The sequence below is a fragment of the Mesorhizobium sp. CA13 genome (assembly GCF_020165235.1).
Classification (GTDB): Bacteria; Pseudomonadota; Alphaproteobacteria; order Rhizobiales; family Rhizobiaceae; genus Mesorhizobium.
In genome coordinates, this window is record NZ_JAIUHS010000011.1 from 1 (window position 1) to 19,546 (window position 19,546).

The 19,546-nt window shown below is 65.0% G+C and carries 7 protein-coding genes; 2 read left to right on the top strand and 5 right to left on the bottom strand.

The genetic code is table 11. From position 1 onward, the window contains the following. Positions 1-14: 14 nt before the first annotated feature. The 5 genes from cysW to LB566_RS22385 form a co-directional block, all read right to left on the bottom strand. Positions 15-899, bottom strand: coding sequence for a sulfate ABC transporter permease subunit CysW (cysW, locus tag LB566_RS22365; protein ID WP_140552357.1), 885 nt, complete (start codon positions 897-899; stop codon positions 15-17). Then, entirely contained in the window at positions 892-1,743 is an 852-nt protein-coding gene (cysT, locus tag LB566_RS22370; RefSeq protein WP_224627056.1) for a sulfate ABC transporter permease subunit CysT, read from the bottom strand. Before cysT ends, cysW begins: the two co-directional genes overlap by 8 nt. Positions 1,744-1,764: 21 nt before the next feature. Beyond that, positions 1,765-2,790: a sulfate ABC transporter substrate-binding protein gene (locus tag LB566_RS22375; RefSeq protein WP_224627058.1), complete on the bottom strand. Its 1,026-nt coding sequence runs from the start codon at positions 2,788-2,790 to the stop codon at positions 1,765-1,767. A 562-nt stretch (positions 2,791-3,352) separates the two neighbouring features. Next, a complete protein-coding gene (pbpC, locus tag LB566_RS22380) occupies positions 3,353-5,446 on the bottom strand; it encodes a penicillin-binding protein 1C (RefSeq protein WP_224627061.1) in 2,094 nt (697 codons plus the stop codon). 211 nt (positions 5,447-5,657) lie between these two features. Next, on the bottom strand, positions 5,658-11,156 hold the full coding sequence (locus LB566_RS22385) for an alpha-2-macroglobulin family protein (protein ID WP_224627063.1): 5,499 nt from the start codon (positions 11,154-11,156) through the stop codon (positions 5,658-5,660). A gap of 271 nt (positions 11,157-11,427) precedes the next feature. Between LB566_RS22385 and LB566_RS22390 the strand changes: the two genes are divergently transcribed. Both LB566_RS22390 and LB566_RS22395 read left to right on the top strand, forming a co-directional pair. Then, positions 11,428-13,353, top strand: coding sequence for an autotransporter assembly complex protein TamA (locus LB566_RS22390; protein WP_224627065.1), 1,926 nt, complete (start codon positions 11,428-11,430; stop codon positions 13,351-13,353). 2 nt (positions 13,354-13,355) lie between these two features. Further along, positions 13,356-19,409, top strand: a complete 6,054-nt coding sequence (locus LB566_RS22395) for a translocation/assembly module TamB domain-containing protein (RefSeq protein WP_224627077.1) — start codon at positions 13,356-13,358, stop codon at positions 19,407-19,409. Positions 19,410-19,546 lie beyond the last annotated feature (137 nt).

Sequence of the window (19,546 nt, forward strand, 5' to 3'; positions counted from 1 at the left end):
TTGGGCGACATGCATCAATGTCCACGCGCCGCGGCGATCTCGGCGCCGTAACGCATCTCGAGCAGTGTCTTCAGGACCAGCGTCACCAGCGCCAGGCCGGCCAGCAGCGAGGCGACGGCAAAGGCGCCGACGGCGTTGTATTCATTGTAGAGGATTTCGACATGCAGCGGCATGGTGTTGGTCAGGCCGCGGATATGGCCCGACACAACCGAGACGGCGCCGAACTCGCCCATGGCGCGCGCATTGCACAACAGCACGCCGTAAAGCAGCCCCCATTTGACGTTGGGCAGCGTCACATACCAGAAGGCCTGCCAGCCATTGGCGCCAAGCGACAGCGCGGCCTCCTCGTCGCCATTGCCCTGCTCCTGCATCAGCGGGATCAACTCGCGGGCCACGAAGGGGAAGGTGACGAAGATGGTGGCCAGCACAATGCCGGGCACGGCGAACAGGATGACGATGCCGTGCGCCTTCAGCCAGGCGCCGAGCAGCCCCTGGGCGCCGAACAGAAGCACATAGACCAGGCCCGAGATGACCGGCGAGACCGAGAACGGCAGGTCGATCAGCGTGGTCAGGAAGGCCTTGCCCTTGAACTCGAACTTGGCGATCGCCCAGGCGGCCGAGATGCCGAAGACGACATTGAGCGGCACCGAGATCGCCGCCACCAGCAGCGTCAGCCGGATCGCCGAGCGCGTGTCGGGATGGGCGAGCGCTTCGGTGTAGGCGCCGACGCCCTTGGCGAAGGCTTCGTTGAAGACGATGATCAGCGGCAACAGCAGGAAGATGCCGAGGAAGGCGAAGGCGATCGCCATCAGCACGGCCTGCGCCGGGCGGCTTTCGGTCACCGCCGCCGAGCGGCTGTCGTGATGCGGCTCGTAGGATTTGATCTCCGGATCAGCCATAGCGCTTGCGGCTCCATGTCTGCGCCAGGTTGACGACGAGCAGCATGAGGAATGACAAGGCCAGCATGATCGCGGCGATGGCGGTCGCCGCCGGGTAATTGTACTCCTCCAGCCGGATGACGATCAGGAGCGGCGCGATCTCGGATTTGTAGGGCAGGTTGCCGGCGATGAAGATGACCGAGCCGTATTCGCCGACGCCGCGCGCGAAGGCCAGCGCGAAACCGGTGACGATGGCCGGCGCCAGGCCCGGGAACAGCACCCGGGTGACGATCTGGAAGCGGCTGGCGCCGAGCGTGGCGGCGGCCTCCTCCACCTCCTTGTCGATCTCCTCCATGATCGGCTGCACGGTGCGCACGACGAAGGGCAGGCCGATGAAGACCAGCGCGATGACGATGCCGAGCGGCGTGTAGGCGACCTTGAGCCCAAGCGGCAGCAACAGCTTGCCGATCCAGCCATTGGGCGCGTAGAGCGTGGTCAGCGCGATGCCGGCCACCGCCGTCGGCAGCGCGAAGGGCAGGTCGACCATGGCATCGACGATGCGGCGGCCGGGAAAGCGGTAGCGCACCAGCACCCAGGCGACCAGCGTGCCGAAGACGACATTGACGGCGGCCGCGACAAAGGCGGTGCCGAAGCTGATGCGGAGCGCGTTGACGGTGCGCCGGTCGGTGGCGATCGCCCAGAAGTCGGTCCAGCCCAGCGCCGCCGAGCGCCAGATCAGCCCCGACAGCGGAATGAGGATGATGAGGGTCAGGTAGGCAAGCGAGAAGCCGAGCGTCAATCCGAAACCCGGAATGACGCTCGGCTGTCGAAACCGCCAACCCGCCCGAGCGGGTGCTGTGATCATATCGTCCTGAATATCGACTGCTTACTGGGGCTTGTAGATCTGGTCGAATATACCACCATCACCGAAATGGTAAGGCTGTGCTTTCTTCCAGCCGCCGAATTGTGGGTCGTCGATGGTGACCAGCTTGATCGGCGGTAGCTTGGCCAGGTCCTCTGCCGGCACCAGATCGGGCTTGGCCGGACGATAGTGGTTCTTGGCGATGATCGTCTGCGCTTCCTTGGAATAGAGCCAGCCCAGATAGGCTTCGGCGACCTTGCGCGTGCCCTTGGCATCCACATTGGCGTCGACCACCGCGACCGGCGGCTCGGCCAGGATCGAGGTCGGGGGATAGACGATATCGAAATTTTCGGCACCGAACTCGTCGAGCGCCAGATAGGCCTCGTTTTCCCAGGCAATCAGCACGTCGCCCAGGCCCTTTTGCGCGAAGGTCACCGTCGAGCCGCGCGCACCGGTATCGAGCACCGGGGCGTTGGCATAGAGCTTGCCGACGAACTCCTTCGTCTTGGCCTCGTCGCCGCCGTCATTGGCGTTGGCATAAGCCCAGGCGGCGAGATAATTCCAGCGCGCGCCGCCTGATGTCTTCGGGTTGGGCGTAATCACCTGGACGCCGTCCTTGACGAGGTCGCTCCAGTCGTGGATGCCCTTGGGGTTGCCCTTGCGGACGAGGAAGATGATGGTCGAGGTGTAGGGCGCCGAATTGTTCTCGAATTTCGTGCGCCAGTCCGGATTGATCTTCTTCGACTTGGAAACGATGGCATTGATGTCGCCTTCGAGCGCCAACGTCACCACGTCGGCGTCGAGGCCGTCGATCACGGCGCGGGCCTGGGCGCCCGATCCACCGTGCGACTGCTGTATGGTGACCGTTTCGCCTGTCTCGGCTTTCCAGTGAGCGGCGAAGGCCTCGTCATAGGCCTTGTAGAGCTCGCGTGTCGGATCGTACGACACGTTGAGAATGGTGGTATCGGCGAACGCGAAACCGAGCGTGCCGAACTGGACGGACGTGGCGACCAGTGCGCCGAGCAGTCTCCTGAAACGAGGTTTGGTCATTTCTGCCTCCGTTGAACCCACGTCAAATCTACCGAATTGATAGAATTTAGATGCATTAAATGTTGCCTTTTTTGCCGTTTTGGAGAAAATCTTGGACCTGATTTCGCGGTGCGGAGAAACATTTTCCCTCAAACGTCCCCTTGGCGAATCCCCATCGATCTATCTAGGAACAAGCGGTGCCGAAGCAAGGCTGTGGCATTCGGTCGGCACGTTATCCGGCTGGGACTGGGAAATCGAAGCGCTGCTTGGCGAAGGGCTCGTGATTCAGCGTGAGGTGCCGCCATTCGCGTGCATAGTTCTTGACTCCGGCCGAGTGCATCGCGCCGAGCACCAGCTTGCGGTACAGGAAAATTGTCCGTTCCGGCGTAACGGATACCCTGGCGGATCGAGGGGGCCGGCAAGGCGGACGAAGCCGGCGGGCAGGGCGTCGGCGCGGGCTGGGAGGAGATTGCGGGTAAAGGAACCTAGCGTCGCGAGTATTGTCGCCGCTACCGGTGACGGTCGGCGCGAGGCGCTGTACCTCAGGCGAAGAAGCGCAATCCCCTGAATCGCTTGTGCAATCTTATTCAACAAACACCTTCACACTTGCCGCGCGTCCCGCCGCATCGATCACGGTCAAGGTCGAGTAGCCGGTGCCGTCCGGTTGCCAGGTCGCGGTACGCCGGCGGTCGATGCCGGTCAGCGGCTTGCCGTTGGCCAGCCAGCGGAACGGCGCGCGCCCGCCTTGCAGCTTCAGTACCAGCGGGGAGGCGTCGGCCGAGTCGGTGGCGAGATCGACGCGGGCGCCGTCGGGCGGAAAGATGATGGTCGGCGCGGGCTCTGTGGGGGTCGAGGCCTGAACCAGGCCGTCGGACCCGGCGCCGAAGCGGGCAAGCGTCACCGGCAGGTCGTTGCGTCGAGGAGTGAAGGCGCCGGGGGGCTTGCCCGGCAGCGGCACGGTGGCGAGACCCGAGCGAACAAAGCCCTCGAACAGGATTGGGGCTGCCGACACATAGCCGGACAGGCCAGGCACCGCGCCGGCATCGGGACGGCCGACCCAGACGCCCAGCACGTAGCGGCCGTCGAAGCCGACAGACCAGGCGTCTCGGTAGCCGTAGGAGGTGCCGGTCTTGTACGCGATGCCGCGCTGCAACGCACCCTCGGGCGGCTTGACGCCCGACAGGATGTCGATGATCTGCCAGTTCGCCTGGTCATCGAGGATGGTCGTGGTGGTGCGCTCGGCATCGGCCGGCTCGGTGCCATCATGCAGCGTGTGCGTCTTGCCGCCATTGGCGAGCCCTGTATAGAGCTGGACGAGATCGCGCAGCGTAATTCCAACGCCGCCAAGGCCGATGGCCAGGCCCGGCGCCTCGTTAACCGGCAGGATCGGTTTTACCCCAGTCTGGCGGAAGCGGGCCGTCAGCCGCGCGGGACCGACCGCGTCGAGCACGCGGATCGCCGGCACGTTGAGCGACAGTTGCAGCGCCTGCCGGATGCTGACGTCGCCCTGATAACCCATGTCGAAATTCTTCGGCCGGTAGCCGCCGAAATCGGCCGGACTGTCCTCGATCAGGGTTTCCTGCGCCACCAGTCCCTGTTCGAAGGCAAGGCCGTAGATGAACGGCTTCAGCGTCGAGCCGGGCGAACGCACGACCTTTGTCATATCGATCCAGCCGGAGCGGCTGGCGTCGAAGAAATTGGCCGAGCCGACTTCGCCCAGAATGTCGCCGGTGCGGGAATCGGCCAGCACCATGGCGACGGAGAGACGCGGCCCAAGCTTGGTGGCGGCGTCGCGCGCTACCTGTTCCAGTCCTTCCTGGACGCTCTTGCGGACCGTCAGCTTGAGCGGCTGGCCGGGAACGGCCTTGGGCAGCATCGCATAGGCGGCGTGCGCGGCGAGCGCCGGCAATTTATGGCGCAGGCCAGACACATCGTCGAGCGCGGCGCGCGCGGCCTCGCGTTCGCCAAGCAGGCCAGCCGAGGCCATGCGGGTCAGCACGCGGTCGCGGGCGGCGTGCGCGATCGCGAGGTTGCGGTCGGGCCGGCGCTTCTCCGGCAGTTGCGGCAGGGCGACGAGAAGCGCGGCTTCCGAGACGGTGAGCCGCTTTGGCTCCTTGCCGAAATAGGCGAGCGAAGCGGCGCGTACGCCTTCGAGATTGCCGCCATAGGGCGCCAGCGTCAGATAGCGTTCGAGGATCTCGCGCTTGGACAGCCGCCGCTCGATCTGGATGGCGCGCAGCATCTGCTTGAGCTTGGAGCCGAGGCTGCGGCTCTCGCGCGGCTCTATCAAGCGGGCAAGCTGCATCGACAGCGTCGAGCCGCCGGAAACGATGTGGCCACTGGCGGCGAACTGGCCGGCGGCGCGGCCAAGCGCCAGCACATCGACGCCCTCATGGTCCCAGAAGCGCTTGTCTTCATAGGTGACCAACATCTCGACGAACTGCTTGTCGACCTGATCGAGGCGGGTCCCGAGCCGCCAATAACCGTCAGGCGTGGCGAAGGCGCGCAAAAGCTGGCCGTCACGATCCTGGACTTCCGTCGAGACGGTGAGCTTTTCCGGAAGCGGAGGCGGGAAGGCGCGGTCGAGCTGCCAGAGGGTAGCGGTTGAAAGAGCGATAACGGCCACCAAGGAGGTTCCAGCGATGGCTGCCCGGCGCAGCAGTGTTGTTGAGAGCATGGCGCTGCCCCTCATCCGCCTGCCGCCACCTTCTCCCCGTATAGTGACGGGGAGAAGAGGGCGGTCGCGATCGTCGGCACCTTTTCTGCAACGTTGGACATTGGCGAAAGCGTCGATGCAATCCTCTTTCTCCCCGTCACTATACGGGGAGAAATGCCCGGCAGGGTAATAAGGGGCAGCGCAAACCTCACGTTCATGTCCGTCAAGGCGCCTACGGCGCCTTGACCTCCATCATGCCGGTGGCGGTGCGGGCCGAATATTGCGGCCGGTACATGTCCTCCACCGTTGCGGCCGGATGGGCGTAGGTGCCCGGCGTCACGGCTCGTACGACATAGGCGAGCGTCAGATTGTGGTCGTGGTCGCCGTCGCTGGGGTTGAAGGCGGCGACGAAACGGTCGTCGCGGAACTCCAGATGCGCGGCGTCGGTCTGCGCTAGCCAGGAGAAGTTCGACAATTGGGCGCTGGAGACCAGGCCGGGATTGTCGATCTCGAAGCCGGCCGGCAAAAGGTCGGTGATTAAAAGACGCGAAGGCCAGTTGTTCTGTTCATTGACCTTCAGCACGACGACATAGCGTTCGTTCTGGGTTGCCTCCGTCACATTGGCTTCGGTGCCATCGAGCTTGTAATAGGTGCGCTCGATGGTGAACCCGTCACCCCCGGCCGGCAAGGGCTGCACCGGCGACGCCACGGTGGTGACGACGGCCTGCAGCGGGGTCTTGCCGGTGTTGGCGATGGTGAGCGGGCTGTCGGCCAGATCGCTGCCGTCGATCCTGTCGGAATAGCCGCCGGCGTGCGGCGCGCCATTGATGGTGAGCGTGATCGAGTCATTGCCCTCCTTCAGCGCCCGGGCCGCCAGCAGCATCCAGGATTCATCCTGGGTGCTGGTCCAGCGGACCTCGGCGCGTTCCCTGGTCACCAGCTTGATCAGCTCCGGTACGACCGAAGGCACCGGCTTCGAGTCCGCCGCAAGTGCCAGCATTGCCGCCCCGTCGCGCAGCGCCGAGCCGTAGTCGGAACGATAATAGTCATAGGCGGTGCTCGATTTGGCGAGCTGCAGCGCGGTCTTGAACGTTGCTTCCGAACGCTGCGTGTCGCCATACAGCGCCAGGCTCGCCGCCAGCTGGGCAACGGCCATCGGGCTGGTGAACGCCTCGAGCTGGGTGTCCGCGTAATAGCGCAGATCGCCGATCGAGGCCTTCTTGTTGCGGGCGAGCACGTAAAGCGCGTAGGCGATCTCGCTGCCGCGGTCCTGTACACTCTGGTCGTAACCGAGCGAGTTCTGCAGATTGCCCAGCGCCTGGTTCATGGCGAGCGCCGGCACATCGTATTTCTGCTCGCGCGCCCTGGTCAGGAAGTCGGTGACATAGGCGTCGAGCCATAGATCGCCGGAGCCCGGGCCCCACAGGCCGAAGCTGCCGGCCGAAGCCTGGTAGCTCAGCACCTTGTAGATCGCGTCCTGGATGCGGCCATGCAACTCGGGATCGCTCTCCATGCCGACGCCCGAGGCCATTTCGTTGACATAGAGCAGAGGCATCGCCCGGCTGGTGGTTTGCTCGGCGCAGCCATAGGGGTAGCGGTCGAGCGTCATCAGAAGCGAAGGCACATCGAAGGCCGCCGCCTGCGAAACGCCGACACTGACCGAAGCGCCGTCGAGCAGGCTTGCCGCCAAAAGCTCCTTGTCGACGCGCAGCGCGCCGCCATCGCCCTTGAGGTCGACCACCATGCGGGTGGTGACCGGCAGTTGTGCCGGACGGACCGGCACGTAGAGCGTCTGTTCGACCTTGGTGCCATCGGCGTGCGCCAGCTTGATGGTGAGTGAGGCATTGCCTGCCGTCTGGGCGATCAACGGCACGGTCAGGGTCTGGCGCTTGCCCTGCGCCAGCGTCAGTTTCTGGGGCAGGGGCTTGTCGCCCGTCGAGAGACCGCCCGTCGTGTCGATCGACAGCGCATAGTCGCCGGCCGGGCCGTCGGTGTCTGCGATGTCGAGCCGCATGACGGCGGCGTCACCGGGCGCCAGGAAGCGCGGCAGGCCGGCGGTGATCACCACCGGATCGCGCACGATCACGTCCGACTGGGCGTGGCCGACCGCTTCCTTGGTCCAGGCGACGGCCATGACGCGAACCGTGCCGTTGAACTGCGGAATATCGAAGTCGACGCGTGCCTTGCCGTCGGCGTCGAGCTGCACCGGACCGGAAAAGAAGGCGACCAGCTTTTCGGTCGGCGGGCTGCCCTGCGCCTGCATGTTGGCGCCGTCGCCGCCGGTCCTGAGCTTGCCCATGGTGCCGAGCGAACCGTCGATCAGGCGGCCATAGAGATCACGGATTTCCATGCCCAGCATGCGCTGGCCGAAGAACCAGTTGTCCGGGTCCGGCGCCTTGTAGTTGGTCAGGTTGAGGATGCCGACATCGACGGCGGCGACAGTGACATAGGCATTGCTGCCCGGCTCCACGCCGGCGACAGCGACCGGGATCGACAGCTGCTGGCGCGGCATGGTCTTGTCCGGCGGGGCGAGTGTGACGGCGAGCTTCTTCGATCCCGGGTCGACCTTCAGCCATTTCACGCCGATGGCGCGGGCCGGCATGCGGCTTTCCTGCGCCTCGCCAGGCCGGAACAGGGTTGCGGTGACATAGGCGCCGGCGCCCCAGTCGTCGCCGACCGGGATGTCGACCGTGCTGCCGCCGGCCGGCACCGACGCCGTGACGGTCTTCAACAGCTTGTCGGAACCGATGTTGACCAGAAGTTCGCCGGCAAAGTGCGGCGAGACCTTGAGCCTGGCCACTTCTCCGGCGGCATAATTGTCCTTGTCGAGGGCGATCTCGAGACCATCAGGCGTTTCGGTGGTGGTGGAGGAGACATACCAGCCGCCATCGAACTCATAGCTGGTCGCGGGCCCTTCCGGATCCGCCGTCTCGACTTCGAGCCGGTAGCGGCCCCAGTCGACCGGGATCGACACCGTCGCCTCGCCGTCGGCGCTAAGGTCGACCTGGCCATTGGCGATCGATTTGGTGAAGGTGACGGGTTCGTAATTCCATGAGTTGTTGGAGCGGTACCACTGGTAATTGCGCTCGACCTTGACCAGCGACCATTGCGCGCCTTCCAGCGCCTCGCGCTTGCCATCGGGGTCGACGGCGATCAGGCTGAACTTCGCCGTGCCGCCCTGCGGCACCTCGTCATCGGCGAAGTCCGGCCGGATGCCGATCATGTGGCCTTGCGGGCGGATGCCGATATTGAGCGAGCGCTCGATGGCGCGGCCGCCGGTCTCACGCATGCGAACCGTAACCTTGGCGTCGATAAGTTTCGTGGTCGACGGCAGTTGCTCGACGGAGACCGGGAAGGTCGCCTTGCCATCCTCGCCGACCACCGGAAGATCGGTGAACGGGGTGACGGTCGGTTCCGACGACTGCTCGTCGGCAAGGCCGAAGGAATAGCCCTTGAAGCGGTCCCAGTTACGTGCGGTCGACAGGGTCAGTTCGCCTTCGAGCGCGAGGCCGGCAGCCGGTGCGCCATAGAGAAAGCGGCCGTCCACGGTGATGTTGGCGGTTTGGCCCAGCGCGATCTCCTGCTTGTCGGCCTTCATGTCGAATTCGATGCGGTCCGGCACGAAATCCTCGACCAGGAACATCTGGCTGGCGACCGCCGGCTGTTTGGGATCGGTATAGATCGATACCGACCAGGTGCCGCGCATGGCGTTCGGCTGGAGCGGCAGATCGACGGCGTGCCCGCCGGCCGACGCACCGTCGCTGACGATGCGGCGATCCTCGACGCCGTCGGGGCGCGAGAAGATGAAGGTCAGCGGCAGGTTCTCGACCGCCTTGGCGGCGCCGTCACGGGCAAGAGCCGCGACATGCACTTCCTCGCCGGCGCGGTAGATGCCGCGCTCGGTCCAGGCATAGACATCGAGCGCGCCCGGCGCTGCGCGTCCGGTGACGCCGCGGTCGGACAGGTCGAAGCCGGCGCGGGCCATGTCGAGGAAGACGAAATCATCGTCGCCCTGCCTGGCCATCAGCACGGCGGGCACCATGCCGCCGTCGCCGCGCGTCAGGCCGGGATTGAACACGGCGTGGCCCTCGGCATCCGAGGTCGCGGTGCCGAGAATCTCGTTGTTGCGGGCAACCAGCGTCAGTTCGGCGCCCGCTATCGGCTTGGCGCTGCCGAGCGAACGGGCAAAGACATTGAGCCCATCCTGGCCGGTATAGGTCGAGAGGCCGATGTCGGAAACGACGAACCATTGCGTGGCCATCGCGTTGTAGTCGTCGCTCTTGTCGCTGACGGCCTGGGCAGTCAGCACATAGACGCCGGGCTTGCGCCGCGGCAGCGCCTCGTCGACCGGGAAGGAGGTGGTGACCTCTTTGTTCAGGTCGTTGGAAATGTCGAGCTGGCCTTCCCAGACCGGCTCGCCCATCTGCTCGGAAATGTTTGCGACGTCGTAGCTGTCGAGCTGATGCAGGAACTGATAGCCGGACAGGAGCTGGGCCAGCGAGCGGTCGCCGATGCGATAGAGCTTCATCTCGGCGGCGTTCATGTTGACGGTGACGACGGGGATGCCGCGGCGCGCGCCGGCCGGCAGCACGAAGCTGTCGCCGGTGAAGCGGGCCGAAGGCGCACGGTCCTGCACATAGATCGACAGCACGACGGGCGCGGCGGTCACTTCGCCGATGGCGGCCGGCAGGCCGGCACGGAAGGTCACGTCATAATGCTGGCCGTGTTCCAACCCTTCGACGCAGATCTGCTTGTCCTTGGCTTCAACGCCTTTGGGCGGCTGGTTGTCGACGGTGACGAATTGTGCGTAATCGACGCTGGTCTTGACCAGTTCCTCGGAAAATTGGGCGCAGATGCGCGGTGCGCTGGTGTCGGCATCGACGGTGTGGTCGATGACGCGGAAACCCTTGCGAGCCTTGAGATCGGAATAGTCGGCCTGGACCGCCGGCGAGGGCACCAGGGCAAGACTGGCTTCAAAAGCCTGCAGCGCGGGGCGATAGAGGTAGCGCTCGCCAAGGCCGGAGCCGATGAGCGCCAGCGCCTCCGCGCGCGTCCTGGCTGTACGCAAGAGCTTGTAGGCATTGAACGCGGCCGACGTGCCGTTTGCCGGCAAGGTGGAGGCCTCGGATGTGTTGGCCGCCGGCTGCACGGCAAGCGTTTCGCGCGCCAGGTTGAGCCAGAGCTGGCCATCGTCGGGCATGACCGAGACCCCGGCCTCGTATTTCTGCATGGCGGTGCGATGATCGCCGGTGAGCACCGCCTGCTCGGCCGCCGTGGTCAGCGCCGCCATGCCCTCGGTCGGCCTGTCATAGGCCGGGCCAAGCAGCCTGTTGCGGTATTGCTGGGCCTGGTCGGCCATCCAGTTGGGGAAGAAGGCGAGTTCCGGCGGCGCGCCGATGTCGGGGTCGCCGTCGATATTGACGACCTTGCCCGCGACCGCGCCGTTGAAGGGCTTCAACTGGTTATAATCGGATTTGAGGAAGCACCATTTGGCCTTGGTGTTATAGGTGAAGGCGCGGCAGGCAGGATCGCCCAGGCAAGTGGTCTTGCATTGATCGAGCGTAACATTCTGGTCGGACCGGAGGTCGAAACCGAAATAGTCGGAATTGTCGGTCGTTGCGACTCGCCGTGCTTCAGCCGCTTGCGCGACGGCACCCGAGGCTAAGACATTGGCCCAGGCGAAGAAGAGAAGGATCAGGAAAGACAGACCACGAGCCGCGCGCATTGCCATAACACCCTCCAGACAGTGCAGACGTCCGGGCATGTTCAAGCTTCAGTCAGGCTTGTCAACATGAGGACGCGGCAGGGTTCCGCCTGCCAACAGTTTCCTTTCCGGCAAACAGCCGGTAGTACCTCCATAGGACAGGGGATCACGCATTCTTGCGGCAACGCAAAAGGTGTGAATTCCAAGCCCGTCCTATTTCAGACAATTGGATTGTGGCCCCTTTACGAGCGCTTCAGAACTTCATTCCAATTTTAGTTTTGTAAAGTAGGTTGTTGTAATGCCGGCGTATGAAAGGCAGATGTCAGGGGGTACCGCGCAAGGGCGCGTGCTTTCGCGCGCGCTGCTTCTGGCCGTGATCTGCTGCTCGCTGATCGCCGGGGTGGGACCGGCGGCCGCCTTCGAAATCTTCGGCATCAAGCTGTGGGGCTCATCGAGCGATGAGGATGCTGACATCGTCGATCCGATGCGCTATGCCGTGACCATCTCCGCGCCCGACGCCGACAAGGACCTGTTAAAAAAGCTCGAAAACGCCTCGGCGCTGAAGAGCGACGAAGACCATCCCGTCTCCGGCTCGCTCGGTCTGATGGCCAAGGCGCGCAGCGATCGAGAACAGCTTGTGGCGGCGCTCTACGCCGATGCCCGCTACGAAGGCGTCGTCAACATCACCATCGAGGGCAAGCCGCTGGACGAATTGCCGCCGGACGCTGAATTCAAGGGTCCGCAGCCTATTCCCGTGGTCGTCAACATCGCCGCGGGTCCCAAATTCACTCTCGGCGATATCCGGCTGGAGGGTGATGCCGCTGGACTGATGAGCGCCGACTACGGCCTGATATCAGGCGGCGACGCCGGGTCTGGCGCGGTGCTCAAGGCCGAGGCGCTGATCGTGCGCACGCTGAAGGAGCAGGGCAGGCCGCTGGCCGAGGTGACCAGCAGGCAGATCGTCGCCGACCATGCCACCTCGACCCTCGACGTGACGCTGACGGTCGCTGCCGGGCCAGTCGCCGGCTATGGCGCGACCACTGTGGAAGGCACCGAGAAGGTCGACCGCGACTTCACCGAATACATGACCGGGCTGAAACGGGGCCGGCAGTACTCGCCGCAGGAGATCGACGATGCGCGCGACAGATTGCTGGCGCTCGAGGTCTTCAACAGCGTGACTTTCAAGGAGGCCGACAAGCTCGATGCCGAGGGCAACATTCCGATCGGCGTCCAGGTCAGCGAGCGCAAGCCGCGTTTTTTCGGGCTGGGCGGCACCTTCTCGAATACGGAAGGGCTGGGGCTGGAGGGGTATTGGGGTCATCGCAACCTGTTCGGCCGGGCCGAGAAGCTGCGCATCGACGGCGCCATCAGCGGCATCGGCAGCAATGACCTGTCCGAATTGAACTACAATGCCGGCATCATGTTCGAGAAACCCGGCGTGATCGGCCCGGCATCTAAATTCTTCGCCGGCATCAAGACCGTGCTCGAACATCCCGACGCCTATGACCATTTCTCGGTCAAGGGCAACACCGGCCTGTCCTATGAACTGACCAAGAAGCAGACCGTATCGGCCGAGGTGGCGCTCGACTATTCACGCATCCACGATTCCTTTGGCAAACATAAATACCTGATCGCTAGCATCCCGCTGCAATATGTCTACGACGACAGGGATGTCAGGCTGAACCCGACCAAGGGCTTCAGGTTGTTGGCCTATGCCGAGCCGAGCTACGACATATTGAGCGGTGCCGCCTTCCTCAAGCTGAAGGGCGAGGGATCGGCCTATCAGTCGCTGGATACCGCTTCGAAATACGTGCTGGCCGAACGTGTCGCCCTCGGCTCGATCGTCGGCACCAGCCTGCAGAACGTGCCTGCCGACCGGCGTTTCTATTCCGGCGGCGGCGGCTCGGTGCGCGGCTATGCTTATCAGGGCATCGGCCCGAAGGATTTCACCGGCCAGCCGATCGGCGGTCTTTCCTTCTTCGAGACCTCGGTCGAGATGCGCATCGCCATCACCGACACGATCGGCATCGTGCCCTTCGTCGACGCCGGCACGGTATCGACCAGGTCGTTCCCCGATTTTTCCGACGTCAAGGTGGGCGCCGGCGTCGGCTTGCGCTATGTGACGCCATTCGGGCCGCTGCGTATCGACGCCGCCGTGCCGCTCAACCGCGACCCAGGCGACCCTCATTTCGGCATCTATGCCGGCATTGGCCAAGCGTTTTGAACATGAAGACGGTCTGGCGCATCCTTCGTATTTTTCTCTACACGCTGCTGATCGTGGTAGCAGGCGCCATCGGCGCGCTTTTCGTGCTGACCAAGACCGAGCGTGGACGCGACAATCTCGCCGGCATCATTTCGCGCGTGGCCTCGAGCGATGAGCGTAAGGTCACCGTTAGCGGCATCGACGGTATCTGGTCGGGCGCGCTCAGTGTCGACCATGTTGTGCTGGAGGACCGCGAGGGCGCCTGGCTGGTGGCACGCAAGGTGGCCATCGACTGGTCGCCGCTGGCGCTGTTGTCCAAAAACTTCAGCGCCGACCGCATCGCAGCGGAGCGCATCGAACTTGCGCGTCTGCCGGTGGCCGGCACGCAGCAGCCGGTGCAAGGCGGCGCGACGACGCTGCCGGTTTCCATTGATATCAAGCAGATCGACTTGCCGGAGGTCGCGCTCGGCCAGCAACTGGCCGGCAGCGGCATCGCCGAACTCGCCGCCAAGGCCTCGGTGAAGGCCGACGCCGCACCGCTGTCGATCGAGACGGTGCTCAACATTACCCGCCATGACGGAAAACAGGGCAACGTCGACGCGCAGATCCATTTCGCGCCAGCGGACAACAAGCTCGACCTCAACCTCAAGGCGTCGGAACCGGCCGGCGGCATCATCGCCAATCTGCTCAACCTGCCGGACACGCCGCCGGTCGACATCGTCGTCTCGGGCACCGGGCCGCTGGCCAACTGGAGTGGCGTCGGCACCTTTCTTGTCGATCACCGGATCGTCACACAGCTCACCGGCCGCCATCAGCTCACCGACAAAGGTAACTATCTCGAAGCCAAGGGCGACGGCGATTTCGCCCGCTTCCTGCCGGAGAACCTGAAACCATTGTTTGCCGGAAAGACCAGCTTCGATATGGCGGGCACCGCCACGTCAGCGGGCGGGATCAGCGTCGACCGGGCCAACATCGATAGCGATGCCATGCACGGCACCGCGACCGGTATCGTCGATCCCGCCGGAGCCAGCGACCTTTCGGTCGAACTCGCCGCTAAGGGACCACCCGTGGTGGTTAGCGTCGGCAGCAAGGCGCAGCCGATCACGCTGGCGATCAAGAATGCCACCGCCCGGGCGTTCGGCGACGGCAAGGCGCCGATCGTCGACATCGGCGCCTCCTTCGTTTCGATCGTCGCCGGCGGCACGCGGCTGGACGACCTGGCGGCGCAGATACACTCCGACGGTTTCGACATCCAGAACCGCACTGGTCCGGTTACCGTCAAGCTTGGGGCCGGCGGCCTGAAAACCGACGTCGCGACGCTGGCGCCGCTGATCACTGGCAAGGTCGATGTCGGCCTGGCCGGTTCCCTCAGCAAGGACGCCATTGTCATCGATCAGGGCACGCTCCGGTCCGATGCCCTCAATGCCTCGCTGACGGCGACCGTGGCGCTCGCCGACCTGTCGATGCAGCTCAAGATGAATGCCGATGCCGTGGCGACCGCCTTCCCGCAGCAGATCGCCTCGGTGCTCGGCGGGCGGGTGAAGTTCTCGGCCACAGCATCGCGCGATCCGCAGGGCTCGTTCGCCGCCAACTCGATCGAACTCACGTCCGGTTCGCTCAGCGCCAGCGGTACCGCCAGCATGCAAGGCACCGACATACTGGCCGATATCAAAGGCAGGCTGGGTGACGTTTCGGTGCTGTCGCCGACGGTCGGCGTCCCGGTCGAGGGCGGTGTCGATTTCGCCCTGTCGGCAAGCGGCGCCATGACCGCGCCGGATTTCACCGTCTCCGCCGACAGCGATAGCCTTACGGCCTCGGGCCGCACGGTGAAGGCGATCAAGCTGACCGCGAGCGGCAAGGCCGACATTACTAACCCTTCCGCCAATGTCTCGCTGACCGGCGCCGTCAACGACCAGCCGCTCGACATCAAGGCGGCGCTGGTGACGAGCGAAGGCAAGCGCTCGATCAACGGCTTTTCGGTGTCTCTGGGCGACAACAAGGTGTCGGGCGATCTGGCGCTGGATGACAAGTTCATGCCGCTGGGCACGCTCATTCTTGCTGCGCCTGCCATCGATCAGCTTGCGGCGCTGGCCGGCCAGGCGGTGACCGGCGACATCAACGGCACCATTCGCTTTGCCAAGAGTGGCGACGCGCCCTCGGTCGCCATCGACGCCACGAGCACGTCGATCGCCCGCGGCGAGGTGACGGCGAGCACGATCGCCGTCAATGCGTTGATTGCCAACTATCTCAAGGCGCCGGCGATTTCAGGCTCGATCAAGGCCGATGCTGTGACGTCGGGGACCACCCAAGTCGGCGGCATCGTCGTCGATCTGAAGCGCGACGGAGACTGGACGAATTTTGCCGGTGCCGCCACCGTATCGGGTATTCCAGCGAAGGCGTCGGGGCGGGTGAAGATCGCCGATGGCGTCACCAGCGTCGAGATCGCCTCGGGCGAGGCGACGGTTCGCGGCATCAAGGCGGCGATTGCCGAGCCGTCGACGCTCAGCATCGCCGACGGCACCACCAGCATCGAAAAATTGGCGCTCGATGTCGGCGGCGGCTTGGTGGCGCTGTCCGGCACCGCCGGCCAGACGCTCGATCTCGCGGCAAAGGTCTCCGCCTTGCCGGCTGCCCTTGCCGACGCCTTTTCGCCCGGCCTCGATGCCGCTGGAACACTTGATGGCAGTGCCGAGATAACAGGCTCGCCGTCCGCTCCGGACGTCCGGTTCAACGTGCAACTGGCTGGCGCCGAAACCGGCCAGACGCGCCAGGCCGGGCTCGGGCAGCTCGCAGTCGACGCGGCCGGCAGCTACACCATGGCCGGCGGCGTCCTCCTCGACCACGCGACGCTCTCCGGTGGCAAGGTTTCCGGTCAAGCCGCCGGCACGATCAATCCGAACGGCGCCAGCGATTTCGCCCTCGACCTCGTCTCGTCCGGTCCAAGTCTGCCGCTCACGGTCGGAAGCGCCGAGAGTCCTGTCAAGATCGAGGTCCGGTCGCTGTCGGCAAAGGTGGCGGGCGAGAGCACGCGGGCCCGACTGGATATGTCCGCGATCCTGCCCTCGATCGCCACGAGACCGGCGAAGGTGGACGGGCTGAGCCTGGCATTGCACTCGGATGCGTTCGATCTGAAGAACCGCACCGGGCCGGTTTCGGGCACGGTTTCGGTGGATAGGGTAGGGCTCGACAATCCCACCATCGCGCCGCTGATCGCCGGCAAGGTCACGGCCGCGCTCAGCGGGCGCCTGTCAGCCGACGCTGTCGCCATCGACAGCGGCTCGCTCCGAAGCGATGCGCTGAACAGCCAGGTTGCCGGCCTGGTGTCGCTGCGAGACGGCGCCATCGACCTCAAGCTGAAGGCGGATGCACCATCGTCGGCCCTGCCCGCCGCTGTGCGCGGCATGCTCGGCGAACGGGCGCAACTGAGCGCCACGCTGAAGCGCGAGCCTAACGGCAATATCGCCATAGGCGGATTGACACTGGCCTCCGGCGCGCTGACCGCACAGGGGCAGGCGAGCCTTGCGGACAACAAGGTGGCCGCCGACATCAAGGGCGCACTGGGCGACGTTTCGCTGCTGTCGAAGGATGCCAAAGGCGCTATCGCCTTTGCGCTGAATGCGCAGGGGCCGGCGACCGCGCCGGATCTGTCGCTGACCGTCGACAGCGACAAGCTTTCGGTGGCGTCGCGCGAAATCACCGGGCTCAGACTTACCGCCACCGGCAAGGCCGACGCGGCCAAGCCGGCGGCCAATGTGCAGCTGACAGGCAATGTCGCGGGCCAACCCCTGCAAGGCAGTGCGGTGCTAGCGACTGCGGACGGCAAGAGCGCCATCAATGGCCTGCTTTTGTCGCTGGGCCAAAACAGGATTTCCGGCGATCTGGCGCTGGACGACAAGTTCGTGCCCGAAGGCACCGTCTCGCTCGACCTGCCCGATATCGGGCCGCTTGCCGCACTGGCGCTGGAAAAAGCGGAAGGCGACGTGCGCGGCACGATTGCGTTCTCGAAGAACGGCGCCGCGCCGCAAGTCGCCATCAAGGCGAGGACCGCCTCGGTCACGCGCGGCGACCTTCAGGCGAAGGCCGTGTCCATCGACGCATTGATCGCCAATTACCTCGCCGCGCCAGTCATCTCCGGGAAAATCCATGCCGACACCGTCACATCGGGCGGCACGGTGATCCGCGGCATCGACGTCGACCTGAAGCGTGACGGCGACTGGACCGGCTTTTCCGGCGGCGCAACGGTGAAAGGAATACCGGCAAAGGCCGCGGGCCGCGTGAAAGCCGCCAACGGCACGACGACCATAGAGCTTGCTTCCGGCGAGGCGACCGTCCAGGGCATAAAGGCCGCCATCGCGCAGGCTTCGACTGTCACCATTGCCAATGGCACGACGACGCTGGACAGGCTGGTGCTCAACCTGGGTGGCGGCACGGCGACGGTGACCGGCAAGATCGGGCAGGCGCTAGACATCAACGCGGCGCTGGCGCGGGTGCCGATCTCGCTTGCCAACAGTTTCTCGCCGGGCCTCGATGCCGCCGGTTCGCTTTCGGGCACGGTGAAGGTCACCGGGGCGCCAGCCAGCCCCAGTGCGGCGTTCAACCTCGACGCGACCGGTGTGCAGACTTCGCAGACCCGCGGCGCGGGTGTCGGCGCAGTGAGTGTTTCTTCCTCGGGCACCTTTGCCGGCAACAAGCTGACCTTCAACGCCAATGTCAGCGACGGAGCCGGTCTTGGCCTCAAGGGCGGCGGCACGGTGACGACATCGGGCACGCCGGCGCTCGCGCTCGACTTCAATGGCGCCGTGCCGTTCGGCATCCTTAGTCAGAAGCTCGCCGCGCAGGGCCTGTCGCTGACGGGAACCGCCAATGTCAATGTGCAGGTGCGCGGCCCCGCGACATCGCCGGTCATCGGCGGCAGCATCGGCACGTCGGGCGCCCGCCTGCTCGACGCGCGTTCCGGGCTTGCCGTCAACGACATCGCAGCCGAAATCTCGATCGGCAATGGTGTCGCCAGGATCAACCGGCTGACCGGTACGCTGTCGACGCGCGGCAGCCTGTCGGCCAGCGGCACGGTCGGCATCGATCCGGCGCGGGGGTTCCCGGCCGACCTGTCGATCAAACTCACCGACGGCCGCTACACCGATGGGCGGGTGGTCACCGCCAATCTTGGCGGCGACCTGACGATCAAAGGACCGCTGACGTCGGCGCCGGTGATTGCCGGCACCATCAACCTCGCCAAGACCGTCATCACCGTTCCGGACAAATTGCCGGGGTCGCTCTCGGCTCTCGACGTCAAGCACAAGAACGCGCCCGGCGCGGTGAGGGCGCAGGACAAGGCATTGCGCCCGGCCACGACCAGCGGCAAGAGCGGCGGCAGTGGGCTGGCGCTCGACGTCACCATCAACGCGCCGAACCAGATCTTCATCCAGGGCAGGGGCGTGGACGCCGAACTCGGCGGCTCGCTCAGGCTGACCGGTCCGGCCTCCTCGCCGCAAGCGGTCGGCACTTTCACGCTGCAGCGCGGGCGGCTGTCGATCCTCGGCAAGCGGCTGACCTTTACCGAGGGCACGGTCGGCTTTTCCGGCTCGCTGGTGCCTTATCTCAACCTGACGGCGACAACGACGACGAGCAGCGCCACCGTCACCATCGTGGTGTCGGGCGAAGCGACCAATCCGAAATTCACCTTCACCTCGGTGCCGGCGCTGCCCGAGGACGAAGTGCTGGCGCAGCTGATCTTCGGGCGCTCCATGTCGAACCTGTCGCCGCTGCAGATCGCGCAACTGGCCGAAGCCGCCGGACAGTTGGCCGGCGTCGGCGGCTCGACGTCGCTGCTCGAAAACCTGCGCAGCGCGATCGGCGTCGACGATCTCGATGTCACCACCGACGAGAAGGGCGGCACGGCGGTTTCTGCCGGCAAGTACCTCAACGACCGCACCTATGTAACCATCCAGAAGGGCGACAAGCCGGGCTCGGGCAAGGCCATGATCGACCTCAATGTCGGGCGCGGCGTCAAACTGCGCGGCGAGGCAACGGACGCCGGCGAAGCCAAGGGCGGCATCTTCTACGAGAAGGAATATTGAAGCAGGGACATGGGCTGGCCCTCATCCCGGCGAGGGCTGGCACTGTCGCAAACCGCGCCAATGTCTCAGTTTAATTCCCCTGAAGAGATTTAGGGGAAATCCGTCGCGCACTAGCAATTTTGCGCCAAGACTGTCGC

What these genes read in the sequence shown, in the direction of transcription:
- LB566_RS22375 (WP_224627058.1), bottom strand. Translation starts at nt 2,790, where the DNA reads ATGACCAAACCTCGTTTCAGGAGACTGCTCGGCGCACTGGTCGCCACG.
- LB566_RS22390 (WP_224627065.1), top strand. Translation starts at nt 11,428, where the DNA reads ATGCCGGCGTATGAAAGGCAGATGTCAGGGGGTACCGCGCAAGGGCGC.
- cysW (WP_140552357.1), bottom strand. Translation starts at nt 899, where the DNA reads ATGGCTGATCCGGAGATCAAATCCTACGAGCCGCATCACGACAGCCGC.
- pbpC (WP_224627061.1), bottom strand. Translation starts at nt 5,446, where the DNA reads ATGCTCTCAACAACACTGCTGCGCCGGGCAGCCATCGCTGGAACCTCC.
- cysT (WP_224627056.1), bottom strand. Translation starts at nt 1,743, where the DNA reads ATGATCACAGCACCCGCTCGGGCGGGTTGGCGGTTTCGACAGCCGAGC.
- LB566_RS22395 (WP_224627077.1), top strand. Translation starts at nt 13,356, where the DNA reads ATGAAGACGGTCTGGCGCATCCTTCGTATTTTTCTCTACACGCTGCTG.
- LB566_RS22385 (WP_224627063.1), bottom strand. Translation starts at nt 11,156, where the DNA reads ATGGCAATGCGCGCGGCTCGTGGTCTGTCTTTCCTGATCCTTCTCTTC.